At 43.6% G+C, this 12,036-nt stretch carries 10 protein-coding genes; 5 read left to right on the top strand and 5 right to left on the bottom strand.

Annotation, left to right across the window (positions count from 1 at the left end; all coding sequences use genetic code 11):
* Nucleotides 1-101: 101 nt before the first annotated feature.
* The 3 genes from VB714_RS19710 to VB714_RS19700 are packed head-to-tail and all read right to left on the bottom strand — an operon-like array spanning nucleotide 102 to nucleotide 4,663.
* Nucleotides 102-1,514, bottom strand: a complete 1,413-nt coding sequence (locus tag VB714_RS19710; protein WP_323226379.1) for an RAMP superfamily CRISPR-associated protein — start codon at nucleotides 1,512-1,514, stop codon at nucleotides 102-104.
* A gap of 33 nt (nucleotides 1,515-1,547) precedes the next feature.
* Complete coding sequence (locus VB714_RS19705) at nucleotides 1,548-2,708, bottom strand: type III-B CRISPR module-associated Cmr3 family protein (RefSeq protein ID WP_323226378.1); 1,161 nt, start codon at nucleotides 2,706-2,708, stop codon at nucleotides 1,548-1,550.
* The gene (locus tag VB714_RS19700; RefSeq protein ID WP_323226377.1) at nucleotides 2,699-4,663 is read right to left on the bottom strand and encodes a Cas10/Cmr2 second palm domain-containing protein; all 1,965 of its coding nucleotides are present in this window, start codon (nucleotides 4,661-4,663) and stop codon (nucleotides 2,699-2,701) included. The genes VB714_RS19705 and VB714_RS19700 overlap by 10 nt, the downstream gene beginning before the upstream one ends.
* Nucleotides 4,664-5,080: 417 nt before the next feature.
* Here VB714_RS19700 and VB714_RS19695 point away from each other — a divergent pair, with 417 nt between their 5' ends.
* The 4 genes from VB714_RS19695 to VB714_RS19680 all read left to right on the top strand — a co-directional run bounded on the left by VB714_RS19695 (nucleotide 5,081) and on the right by VB714_RS19680 (nucleotide 7,870).
* Nucleotides 5,081-5,557: an NAD(P)H-quinone oxidoreductase subunit N gene (locus VB714_RS19695; RefSeq protein ID WP_323226376.1), complete on the top strand. Its 477-nt coding sequence runs from the start codon at nucleotides 5,081-5,083 to the stop codon at nucleotides 5,555-5,557.
* 60 nt (nucleotides 5,558-5,617) lie between these two features.
* On the top strand, nucleotides 5,618-6,223 hold the full coding sequence (locus tag VB714_RS19690) for a hypothetical protein (RefSeq protein ID WP_323226375.1): 606 nt from the start codon (nucleotides 5,618-5,620) through the stop codon (nucleotides 6,221-6,223).
* A gap of 51 nt (nucleotides 6,224-6,274) precedes the next feature.
* Entirely contained in the window at nucleotides 6,275-7,090 is an 816-nt protein-coding gene (locus tag VB714_RS19685) for a salt stress protein, Slr1339 family (protein ID WP_323226374.1), read from the top strand.
* Nucleotides 7,091-7,501: 411 nt separating this feature from the next.
* The gene (locus VB714_RS19680; protein ID WP_323226373.1) at nucleotides 7,502-7,870 is read left to right on the top strand and encodes a DUF1499 domain-containing protein; all 369 of its coding nucleotides are present in this window, start codon (nucleotides 7,502-7,504) and stop codon (nucleotides 7,868-7,870) included.
* Nucleotides 7,871-7,947: 77 nt separating this feature from the next.
* On the opposite strand, the gene VB714_RS19675 is transcribed toward VB714_RS19680, so the two are convergent.
* Nucleotides 7,948-9,357, bottom strand: coding sequence for a DUF3370 domain-containing protein (locus VB714_RS19675; protein ID WP_323226372.1), 1,410 nt, complete (start codon nucleotides 9,355-9,357; stop codon nucleotides 7,948-7,950).
* 190 nt (nucleotides 9,358-9,547) lie between these two features.
* Between VB714_RS19675 and rsmD the strand changes: the two genes are divergently transcribed.
* Nucleotides 9,548-10,117: a 16S rRNA (guanine(966)-N(2))-methyltransferase RsmD gene (rsmD, locus tag VB714_RS19670; protein WP_323226371.1), complete on the top strand. Its 570-nt coding sequence runs from the start codon at nucleotides 9,548-9,550 to the stop codon at nucleotides 10,115-10,117.
* Between the two features lie 46 nt (nucleotides 10,118-10,163).
* Here rsmD and rpoD read toward each other — a convergent pair whose 3' ends face one another.
* Complete coding sequence (rpoD, locus tag VB714_RS19665) at nucleotides 10,164-11,300, bottom strand: RNA polymerase sigma factor RpoD (RefSeq protein ID WP_323226370.1); 1,137 nt, start codon at nucleotides 11,298-11,300, stop codon at nucleotides 10,164-10,166.
* Nucleotides 11,301-12,036 lie beyond the last annotated feature (736 nt).

The raw sequence follows: 12,036 nt of genomic DNA, 5'->3' as shown, positions 1-12,036 counted from the left end.
ATGATTTAACTCGAATTTGGATCCCCCCCAGCCCCCCTTAATAAAGGGGGGAGAGTCCGGAAGTCCCCCTTATTAAGGGGGATTTAGGGGGATCGTTCCTCTCATTTATAACGCTGAGTCCACCAAACCAAACAATCGCAAAACTGGGTTAAAACCATTAACGCCACCTTGCGATCGCCGAGAATATCCTCTCGCGTTTTATTCTTCTTTTCTTCCTCCGTCCCTTCCCAAATTTCCTTGGCAATTTTTTGAATTTCTTGGGTATTATCAGGAGGTATTTGGCGATCGGGTAAAGTAATCCCCGCCGATGCTAAAATCTGAGCAGTTTCACTCCAAACTGCTCGCCAATAGTCTGCTTTATCCTTTTCCTTTTGCCCATCTAAACGAAAAGGTTCGCCCCAAAAACGTTCCAACCCATAAGCAACCGTCATCCGCATTTTATGAGACTCACCGAGAACTTTTTTACCTCGATATCGGTTCGCCAATTCTTGAGCATAATGATCCAGATCGTAAGGTTGCCAAGAATCGCTTAACGGTTTTATGTTCAAAACTTCTGAAGGAACAGAAACTACAGATTGAGAGGATTTTTGCAACATGACTTTCGTGCGTCCAAAACCCACAGATTCTAAGCCACCAAAATACAATTCTTTCATATCCTTATCCTCTGCATTGCCATTAAATTCACCGAGAAAATCAATCCAAGGATCGGGCATTTCTGTCTTTGGTTTAATCGCAAGGGGAAATATAAAAACTGTATTTTCTGGGAATGCTTCTACATTGAAAAATCCCTTACCGTCATTAATTTTCTCATCGTCTTTCAATGCGACTCGACTCTGACGATATAATCCCATGTCGTGAATTGTGCCGATTTCCTTATCCTTAACTACAACCAGCAAATAATCTTCACGATCTTCTACTATTTCCGGCAAATAGTCTTTTAATGTGTCCTCTTGCTTTTTCAAAGGTAAAAAGCCAAGATTGAAAAAGAGTTGCTTATTATGAGGAACTCGGGCGCGATCGCACGGACAATAAGTATAGGGTTCAAAATTTGGTTCTGGTAGCGTTCGATTTAAGCGATAATAGCGTTTTAACAAAGCAGGAGAAGTAACCCGAACGATCGGTTGACCTGGACAAAAGATCGGCAACCAAAGTAACGACGCATACTCAAACTTAACCAAGCCTTCTGTTGTCTTATTGGCGCGATCGGAATCAGTCGTTTTCTCCTCATCAGAATCCTCTGACTTTGGCTTATCTTCCGTTTTTTCCTCATCAGAATCCTCCGATTTTGGCTTATTTTTCCCTTGAGAATCCCGTCCATACCAACCTTCATAATCCCCCTTCATCTGGCGCGAATCTGCCCGAAAACGACCTCTGAGGGAACTTCCAGGAATAATCCCCGTGCGGGTAAATTGGTCGCGGAAAATCAAGTTTAAATTACCCGTTTCTTCCCCCGCCGAAGCACCTACATGGAGAGGTGCTAAAGTTTCAATAATGCCGTAACCTTTTTTGTACATTGTTTGTCTTAATAATGGGTAATGAGTTGTTAGTTATTCACCAGTGACAGATAGCGGTAGCGAAAGAGCGCTTCCCCAGCGTTTAAAGGTCGTTCCTTCCTTGGGAAACCACTCATCCGGCCAGTTTTGCCAAGGGAGATTTAAAGGTTTCTCCAGCACGTAAACGCTACCTGGAGGCACAGCATAGCGACCCCGAGAAAGGCGTGCAGAGGGGTGATTATCGCCCACAGCACGACTGCCTCGACGGTGACGAAGGGGAGTAGGTCGTTCCGTTAAAAGCGCCTCTACTGCGCCATTTCCCCACAATAATTCTCCCTGCTTGTTTTGTCGCGGTGCGCGATAAGAATAGTCATTCGATCCCCAAATTCCGGGGGTAATGAGGGCAAAACTGTTCTCAATAGGTGCATCCAGTAACCCGCGCACTGTTTCGCCAATTTCTTCGCAACGCAACTCAACTAAATGTCCCTCTCCTCCAAAGCGATAGCACCCATCCTCGATTTTTGCATTGCAGAGATACACTAAACAAGCATTAGAATCTAACTGCACTGCATTTTCTAGGAATAAACTGCCGCGATCGCTGTCTTGGTCTACGATTCTTTCTCCTTCTTTTAAACGAGGATGTAAATGGGGCATAAATTTCCAAGGAGGAATTGTTTCTACGGGAGGCATTTTTCCCGCATTCAAATCTGGCCAAGAATCAATAGCCAACCAACTCCCTTTGGTAAATTTCCCAACAGGAGTATTTTCGTCTTTTTTCTCATCGGGGAGTTGGTCTTCATCTACTAACCATCGTTTAGGATGAGTTTCTTTCTCACTGGCTGTTTTTTCAGGCGATCGCCATTTTAATTGATATTTAATTTTTCCATCTTCTACTAAACAATTAAACGGCGTAGGAACATAGAAATTTTGAGGATTTTTGTCCCACCCCCAAAACGGTCCCGCCAATTGTAAATGCTCAAATTCCTTCGACCATTTCCCATTCTCTGCTTTGGGTAATGCGGCAGCACAAATCCCCGATAATGCCGTCGCTGCGGGGGGGAATTTCTGACCCGATCGCCCCACCAAGTTCTCAGGAGAAAGAAAGGGTCCCGCACTGCCATATAATAATCCTAAAGGTTCAATAATGACGAGATATTGAAAAGCAGGACGCGATGATTGTGCTAAATTTTTGTTTTGAGTTTCAGTTACTTGCATAGATGAAAACCTACCTTTGCTAAATTAATTACCCAGTCATTGAGAGCCGCATAAACTTCCATTTCGGTCTTAAAGTTTTCTCGCTGACCTAAAATTCCGGCTCTGTCTTTGGTTTTCCACCATGTTTCTTGATCTACATTCCACCAATTGTTCGGATCGAGAACATCTTTATCGTTAGAGAAATATAAATCAAAGATACTTTTAGCGATCGAAAAACTCCGATCGCTAAAAGCATGACGAGATTCTAAAGCAGCAATATCGCTGTAAATATGCCCCCAATTTTGTTTATTATCGCGATCGCGGTACCCCGTCAAAATCTGCTCTAAAAAGCGCCAAGTACAGACCCATTCCAAATGATTACCACCATTAAAGAGTATTCGCAAAGCAATGCGATCGCGCCCCCCATTTTTCGCAGCTTTCTCTGCTTCTTTGCAATGTTGCAGCACATCCCTTTGGGGTACTCCCGCAGCCGCCCAAACAAAACCAACACTAGCACTGATAAAGAGAATATCTGATGAATTTTCCGTAACTTTCGTCTCTTCGGGCTTCGGCCAAATATCTATCGGAAAACGATAAAACCACTGCAAGCATTTCTGAGGAGATAATTCTTTTTCGTTATCATAAAAAACTCCTAAAAAATCATCTCCTCCCGCATAAATAATGCGTCCGGGTTCATTATCAAACTGTTCTTTTAAAGTGTATTCTCCCCATTCCCGCATTTGTTTGCTAAAATCTTTCAATCCACTCTCTTCATCAATTCCGCGTTCTTTCATATTTTTCAAATAGTCTCCCGCTTTATCTCCATCCCCTTGAAACCAACCCGTCCAGCCTTTACTTTCATCCAGTTTAGAAATGCGGTTTAAATCACTAAAAGATTCAGGAAGTTCGCGTAGTTTAATTTTAGCTTTTATCGGTTTATGGGGATTTTTTGGCATTTCCTCCGTTTTATTGACCTCCCGCACGATTTCTTCCAGCGTAATCAAGCGTTTAATGAGTTCGGGAATATTGAGTTCTTCTTTGGGAGTAATAATGGGGCTACCAAGCTCAATCGCCCAGTTTTGCCATTCTCCATAATCAAACAGAAATAAAATACCAAGTTTAGTGTGAATTCCACTAAGAAGGTGTAAAATAATTCGGATGTTTTTAACCCAGATTTGCGGCATTTCCAGAATATCATTCCCATAGCGATCGCGCAAAAATTTTACTACTTCCTCATCTTCTTTAGCTTTCTTGATTTCAATTTGAACCAAAGGTTCTCCTAATTTTCGACACAAATATTTATAAAAATTCTTCGTTTCCTCTCGCTTGACTTTTTCATTCCAATCTTGTGAAACACTTTTAAAACATCGCTTTCCCGTCCATAAATTCATCCCCGGATGAGCAACGCCATCAGCACCAGACAGTGTAGAACTTTCCCCAATCCAATTCACTCCCGTCCAATCTCGGGCGCGTTTAACTTCATTGAGATTTTCTCGTGCTTCCGTAATTGTTTTGCCCGTCGCATAGAAAAATTCCCAAGCATATTTTTCCCATTTTTGCCACTCTCTAAACCAAGGAGAAAAATTCTCATTATCTAACTTTTTGCTGTCTCGAAGAATTCCCCATTGTACCCACTGTTGCAAGTGCGATCGCGTCCAATCTCCACACTGCTCCTGCAACCAGGTATAACACGCCTTTGTCACAACTTTCCAAGCATCAAGAAAGGCTTTTTTCGCTACAGCTTCGGGAAATTTACCCTTAATAATAATTTGATTAGGCGTACCGAGAATGACGTTAATTTGAGCCGGAGAAATTACCGAACATCCATATTCTGAAACTTCTGCGGCTTTACAAAGCCCATCGGCCAAATACGATAATAGAAAGGAACTCCCATATAAATCCCGAAGTTTGCGGGATTTTTCGATAAATCCTTGCACGGGAGAAAAAGTGATGGCAGTATAAATGGGGTCAGTCATGGATTAAATTAGCGATCGCTTTTCGGATTTGCAGACAGACCCATATAATAGTGAAGTTATTGTTGCCGCTCCCAGTAAAATTAGATTGATTTTAGATTTTTGTTACTTAAATTTACTAAACAGCAATTAGTTTTTTTGTGCTATTATCAAACATGACTTTCTAGGGCATAAAAATCTTTACTCCTTCCTGTGGCAAAAAGAAAGGAATGGGGGATATTTTTACTCGATCCCTAAGATTCCCGAAACAATAAATAAAAAAGAAGCCGCGATCGCAACAGCAAGCGCCCCATATTCAGCTTTAGGATCGCTGTGGGTAATGTTAGACTAGCGTTGATTAGAATTTAATACGGAAACCCTCCCGTGGCTGTTGCCTGTTGCCTTATAATTTTCTTGAGGATCTTTACGAGTTTAACGTACATGGCACTGCTGACCACTGGCAAAAAATTTATCCGTGCTTTGGAAGAAACCGGGGCATTAGGGGTTTACGCTCCTCTCGAGGGGGGTTTTGAAGGGCGCTATCAACGACGCTTGCGAACGAATGGTTATACTACCCTACACATTACTGCTAGAGGTTTAGGGGATGTTGCCGCCTATTTAACTGGAGTTCATGGCGTGCGCCCTCCTCACTTAGGCAAGAAAAACATCGGGCAAGATGCTATGGTGGGACCCATTTATTATGTTCCCCCCATCGCGATGACTCAACTGGCAACCCTGCCTCCGACTTCTAAAGGGTTGGTGCTTTGGATTATCGAAGCAATGGTGCTTTCGCGGCAAGAAATTGAATATTTTATCAATTTACCCAAGGAAGAACCGAGAATTAAAGTTGTGCTAGAGCTAGGAGGAGAGCGGTATTTTCGCTATTCTCCCCTGCGAGATATTCTGGCGGCTGCTTGAGATTTATGTACTTATCACTGAGGCGCGATCGCGTCTCGGTGACTCAAATGAGGAATTTCGATGCTAGAAGCTCGCGACTATACTTTGATTATCGATAAAAGTGCCAGTATGTTGCAATGCGATCGCCCAGATGGGAAAAGTCGCTGGCAAATTATGCAGGAATCAACCCTTGCTTTGGCGCAGAAATGCGAAGAGTTTGACCCCGATGGGATTACGGTTTATATTTTTTCGGGTCGGTTTCGGCGTTACGATAATATTACGGCCGATCGCGTTCACCAGATTTTTCAGGACACTCACCCCTCGGGTCGCACGGGACTTTCAGGGGCTTTGGAAGATGCCCTACACAACTATTTTACCCGCAAAGCCCAAGGGATCGCGCAACCCAATGGGGAAACATTTTTGATTGTGACAGATGGATCGTTTCGCGATCGCGAAGCGGTCGTGCGAGTTATTATTAATGCGTCGAGTCAAATTGAGAAGGATGAAGAGTTAGGCATTTCTTTTATTCAGGTGGGAAGCGATCGCGAAGTAATGGATTTTTTCCAATGGCTGGATGATGATTTACTCCAAGCTGGAGCAATGTTCGATATTGTTGATACTATTACTCTCGATCGCATGGAAACCATGACTCTAACGGAAGTGCTGATTAATGCCGTGTTAGATTGAGGGAATAGGGAATAGGGAATAGGGAATAGGCAACAGGAGGAAATGGGAAAAATGGATTCGGTGGATGATTTACTGGCTCAAATGCAGTCGGATTTTAAAGGGAAGCAGAAAGAAAAGCAGATTGAATCCCGCGATCGCCAGGAAGAAGCGGGAGAAATTGAGGCGATGTTGGCAGAAATGGAAGCAAAGTTTCAAAATAGAAGTAAAACGAATGCAATTCCCCCCATGTCCCAGCAAAGCAAACAATCCTCTACAGACGATCTATTGGCTCAAATGCAGGCTGAATTTGGCAATAATGAGGAGAAACAACCACAAAAACGCGAACCTAGCGCGATCGATGATTTACTGGCAAATGTAACCGAGGAATTTGCCGAGAAAACACCGTCCAGATCGACAGGCGATCGCACTCAAATTGAAGAAATGCTATCGGAAGTGCGGGGAGGTTTTAAAAATAAGCAAGAAGAGAGGCGATCGCACCAACCGCAAGTTTCTGGGAGTACCGATCGCTTTTTGTCGAATTTAAAAGCAGATTTTCAACAAAAACAAGCTGAAAAATCCCCCCCTTCTCGACATCGTAACGATCCTAAAACAGACGATCTTTTAGCGAATCTAAAAAATGAGTTTCACAAAGAAGATATTGAGGATACCTTACACAGACAGCAACAAGAATTGCGGGAAAAACGAGAACGAGAATGGGCAAGACAACAACGACGCAAAGCCTTAAAACATAAAGCAGAAGAGTGGTTAAAACAGTTAGATCCTTATTCTGGTGAGGGACTCTGGTTTTCTGAGTTTGCCGAACATTATCCCAATAAAATAGAAGCAGCGATCGACTATCTAGAAACCGTTTGGGACAATCAAAAATAGTTCGATTATAGCCCTACGTGCTAGGCAATTTTGGATTGACAAGAAGCTAGAAAAATAGGACAATATCCCATAGCGAGTAAAACCCAAGTCTACGTGACGAATCGTTCTAGTACGGAGAAATCCCGGTAAGTAAGAAACAACGGTTAGATCATTCTAACGACAGTATGACTACACCACTGCGAGCAATGGCAGAACGAGGAGCGTACCAAACTGGCTGAGTGATAGACGTTTGAAAGCATAAAACCCAAAAGTAAACGCAATGTATGTGGCTATGGTCAGCATATTTGAGCGTATAGCGGCACTTTGACTATGCCTTTAAGAGTCCATTATTGGGCTACTTCCGAATCCCTGTCTCTTTAGAGCGGGGAGGGTCAAAATTATTGTAGTTAAAAAATTATCGAGATAAAAATTATGTTTTCAGGAAAACGACCCAGCAATTTAGGGGTAAAAGATGGCAAATTAGCGCCTTGTCCTGGGACTCCCAATTGTGTCTCATCTCAAAGCACTAAATCTCAAGAAAAGATTGCCCCTTTACCGATGACTTCTATCGCACAATTACGCAAAGTTATCGAAGGCATGGAATTAACAAAAATTATCAAAGAAACTGACAATTATCTGTATGCAGAATTCAAGAGCAAATTAATGGGATTCGTGGATGATGTCGAGTTCTACCTCGATTCTAATGCAAAAGTTATTCATGTTCGTTCTGCCTCTCGTTTAGGAAAATCGGACTTAGGTGCGAATCGCAAGCGGGTTGAAGAAATTCGCGCCAAACTATAGTTTTAGTTCTGCATTATTACAGATTTACAAATTTGAGATGCACCCAATTTAACGCAATACTTCAGATTGCGCGATTTTTATTCAAAATTAATCTCAATTTTCTCCTCCGATCCCTTATTAACCCGCAAAGTATTATCTTCCGTACTGACCGTTAAAACTTGTGGGGGAGTTGCATCGGGAGGATAGAGAAAATCAACAGTAACTTCCCGCGTCATTCCAGGTTTTAAATTGAGAGTGATTAGAGGTTTCCCTTGTTCCCCTTGACGCTGGACTAAATGGAAAAACTGCTCCCGTAATAAACCAAGTTCATCCTTATAGCGTACCTGTACACTGCCTCGGAAAAAAACGCGATCGCCTGGGGGTTCCAAAAACGCCAATTCTTCCACTTCACGATCGCTTTTGAGAGGAGTTTGTAAAGTTAAAGTTACCGTTTTGCGGCGATCGCCATTGTTTCTTAACGGTAGAGTAAATTGATAATGAACCCCATAATTCCCATGTGCTAAATACGCCGTATCAGGATAGCGAACTAACATCGGCGCACTTTGAATTTGTCCCGTTCCTAATGTTCCCGCGTTAACCGTACTAATCGGATAAGAAAAGGCTTCTCCTGGGTTGGGAATGCTTAAATAAGAGCCACCCTCATCAACAATTTTAGTCTGCCATTGAGAACCTCGCGCCACTCCTGCCACGCGACCATAAATGACCTCTCGTCTCGTTTCTCCGATCGGAGTTGGCGGGCGATCGCGGGGAAACGCCAAATAACCCTGGGTCAATAAATTTTCCCATTCTTCCAAAGTTGGGGGACGATGGGCGCGTTGGTTCCCTTGTTGGATCGCAGGCATAGCTAAACTGGCCATATACACATTTCCGCTTGTTTCCACCTTTAACAAAGTCGATCGCGCATTGCCCAACTGAATCGGCAAATTAAACAACATTTTGCTTTCCCCAGGCTCGAGAATCAGGCGATCGGGAAACTCATTGTCATTAACACCGCGTAAAACATCCCCAGCTAAACGCGATCCCGGACCAGAAAATACCATCCCACCGCGATTTTCCACAACGGGAGGTAAATCAATAAACGGCGCATCGGGGTTAGTCACATAGCTTACCCCCTGCAAAATATTCATCACCACAGGATAATTATTCGGATTGCGAACGAGAAGACCGTGGTATTTTGGCAACCAATCCTCCTCAGTTCGCCCCCGAGCGATATGATGACTGAAGATATCAAATCGCCCTCGTAGGGGTAAATTGAGATGGGCGCTAGGAGCAAACATTCCTTGGGGAGGAAATGTCGATAACAGAATTCCGGCTGAGTAGAGAACTTCTGGACTATTACTATTGAAAACTGGAATCTCGTCTAATTTTCCTGGTAAAACCCTAATTTCCTGCGGTTGTACGATCGTTTCTCGGGCAGGACGATGAAAAGCATCGATGGCAGTTTGGGGAACTTGGGCGAGGGTCAGTGCAGATAGTAAAGACAACATAAGCAACGCAAAAGTAGGGAGAGAATTTACACTGTGCGGATCGAGACAAATGCAAACGCACCCCGCAGTAACTGTGATCCTGAAGGGTTATCTTAGCATTGAGGGTAAGATTGTTAACATTTTCTTTGTAATTTTACGAGTCAGCCTCCCTTCCTCCTTCGCAAATTATCGGTAGAATCTGGAAAAGAAAATGAGAATTTATGGAAATCGTCCCTTAAAAACGATGCCTGGTCGTAATATTCGCCCGACTCCCTCTCGAGTGCGCGAGGCATTATTTCAGATGTGGCAAGATCAGATTTCTGGCTGTCGCTGGTTGGATATCTGTGCGGGCAATGGGGCAATGGGGGCGGAGGCACTCTGTCGCGGTGCGTCGCGGGTGGTGGGACTGGAATTGATGGGACGTGCTTGCGGGATTATACGAGAGAATTGGCAGCAGATGACGCAACCATCCCCAGAATTTCAAGGGTCACAATTTCAGATAGTCCGAGGAGATGTGCGACGAACTTTAAAGCGTTTGGATGGACAACAATTCGATCGCATTTATTTCGATCCGCCTTATCAAAGCGAACTTTATCATCCCGTCTTAGAGATAATTGCCCAGAAGAAACTTTTAGCCGAGTCTGGGGAAATGGCTGTGGAATACAATCCTAAATTTTGGACTCCCGAGGCGATCGCCTTCTTAAAACCAGTACGCCAAAAAACTTACGGTAATACCGCATTAGTGTTTTTCTGTAATACAGAAGATTGTGAAAACCTGTAGGGACGTTAAATTTAACGTCCCTACAGTCAATATTTGAGAAGATAAATTAGCGAATATATTCTTTGAGAATACTATTGCGATTGGGATGGCGCAATTTCCGCAATGCTTTCGCCTCAATTTGGCGAATTCGCTCTCGGGTTACATTGAAAATCTGACCGATTTCCTCTAGGGTTTTCATGCGTCCGTCATCCAAACCGTAACGCAAGCGCAATACATCTCGCTCTCGGGGAGAGAGGGTATCGAGGACATTTTCCAAGTCTTCTCGCAGGAGACTTTTGGAAACTTGATCTTCTGGGGTTTCCCCATCTGCTTCAATAAAATCCCCCAATCGAGAATCTTCTTCTTTCCCGATGGGGGTTTCTAATGAGATGGGAAGTTGTGCGGATTTAGCAATAAAGCGCAGTTTTTCGATGGTCATTTCCATGCGAGTTGCGATTTCTTCTTCCGTGGGTTTGCGTCCCATTTCTTGAGAGAGAATTTTGGTGGTCTTCTTGATGCGAGAAATGGTTTCGTAGAGATGAACTGGAAGGCGAATAGTCCGAGATTGATCCGCGATCGCCCGAGTAATGGCTTGACGAATCCACCAAGTGGCGTAGGTGGAAAACTTATATCCTTTTGAGTGATCGAACTTTTCGGCAGCACGAATTAAACCCAGGGATCCCTCTTGAATCAAGTCCTGAAAGGATAGTCCTCGATTCATGTATTTCTTAGCAATAGAAACCACTAAGCGTAGGTTGGACTGAACCATTTTATCTTTAGCTCGCCTGCCTTCAAATAAACGACGGCGGAACTTCGGATAGTCAATGCCCATTGCTTGAGCCCATTCGCGATCGTTGGGTTCTCGTTCTCCATTTTCAACCAGATCGTCGCGAACTCGCTCAAACTCCAACAACTCGGCAATTTTACGAGCGAGTTCAATCTCTTCTTCTGCCCGTAGCAGTCGAATACGACCGATTTCTTGCAGGTAAACGCGGATTGAATCCTCAGTGTAGGGTTTCTTCTTGCTCTGTTCCCTGCGTCGGGAAGCCGCGCTTTTTTTAGTAGTTGTTTTCTGTGCTTTCTGTGCTTTTTCGATTACCGGTGCATCATCTTTTGATGATTGTACGGTATCTCCGTCAATCAAAAGCTCCAACTCTGTCTGAGGTTGGGTAATTGTTGCGAGATTGTAGTTCGCCTGGGTCATGCCGTTTTCCTCTTGCTCCTTCAGTTCAAGACCAGAACATCAAGTGTTAAATTTTTAGGCACTTGGTAAGATGCCCTATACCCCGTTTGGGACTAATCTATATCTTTCCCCGATTTAGTCTGTCAATCTTGATAACTCACACCATTATTTTTGATTTTTCCATCGGGGAAGTCTTCCTCAGTTGGGGCTATTTACACCCAAACCTCGAAGACCCTTCCGATTGTAACCTCTCTTACAAAAAAATGGGTTCGCTTTCATTTAATTTCTTTCATCATGTTTTGATTTTGTTACATTATGACTTTGCTCAATTGTTCGCGATCGCGTTGAACTGCAGGCCATTGTAGTCAATTCAATCTAAAATGACAGCTTATTTTTCCGCTTCCTCAAAAAATAGGCATTTTTGTTTTTTCTTAGTTCAAATGTATGTTTTGGGTTTTAGGAATTGCGGTGAGTATTGATTTTAACAATGGGAGCGGGAATTCCCCTCTTCAAATCTTCGATTGAAGAGGGGATGAGAGCGACCTCCAAAGGTCAATTGGATAAGCTGAGGAGCGGTGCAACCTCGGCACGAGGTTGCACCGCTCCTTTGGAGACGCTACGCGAACAGCCAAGGAACGCGCACCAAGAGAAACCTCACCCGTCCCTACTCCCTCCGGGAACCCTGTGGGAACGACCTCAAAATCAGTTATAATCTTATCAGCAAGCTATCCAAGCGATAATGTTCAAGGCATACAAA

Source organism: Spirulina sp. 06S082 (assembly GCF_034932145.1).
In the GTDB taxonomy this organism is placed as follows: domain Bacteria; phylum Cyanobacteriota; class Cyanobacteriia; order Cyanobacteriales; family Spirulinaceae; genus CCY15215.
The sequence above is the reverse complement of the archived record's forward strand: the minus strand, read 5'-3'. Positions and strand labels throughout refer to the sequence as shown.

What these genes read in the sequence shown, in the direction of transcription:
- VB714_RS19710 (WP_323226379.1), bottom strand. Translation starts at nt 1,514, where the DNA reads ATGTACAAAAAAGGTTACGGCATTATTGAAACTTTAGCACCTCTCCAT.
- VB714_RS19705 (WP_323226378.1), bottom strand. Translation starts at nt 2,708, where the DNA reads ATGCAAGTAACTGAAACTCAAAACAAAAATTTAGCACAATCATCGCGT.
- VB714_RS19700 (WP_323226377.1), bottom strand. Translation starts at nt 4,663, where the DNA reads ATGACTGACCCCATTTATACTGCCATCACTTTTTCTCCCGTGCAAGGA.
- VB714_RS19695 (WP_323226376.1), top strand. Translation starts at nt 5,081, where the DNA reads ATGGCACTGCTGACCACTGGCAAAAAATTTATCCGTGCTTTGGAAGAA.
- VB714_RS19690 (WP_323226375.1), top strand. Translation starts at nt 5,618, where the DNA reads ATGCTAGAAGCTCGCGACTATACTTTGATTATCGATAAAAGTGCCAGT.
- VB714_RS19685 (WP_323226374.1), top strand. Translation starts at nt 6,275, where the DNA reads ATGGATTCGGTGGATGATTTACTGGCTCAAATGCAGTCGGATTTTAAA.
- VB714_RS19680 (WP_323226373.1), top strand. Translation starts at nt 7,502, where the DNA reads ATGTTTTCAGGAAAACGACCCAGCAATTTAGGGGTAAAAGATGGCAAA.
- VB714_RS19675 (WP_323226372.1), bottom strand. Translation starts at nt 9,357, where the DNA reads ATGTTGTCTTTACTATCTGCACTGACCCTCGCCCAAGTTCCCCAAACT.
- rsmD (WP_323226371.1), top strand. Translation starts at nt 9,548, where the DNA reads ATGAGAATTTATGGAAATCGTCCCTTAAAAACGATGCCTGGTCGTAAT.
- rpoD (WP_323226370.1), bottom strand. Translation starts at nt 11,300, where the DNA reads ATGACCCAGGCGAACTACAATCTCGCAACAATTACCCAACCTCAGACA.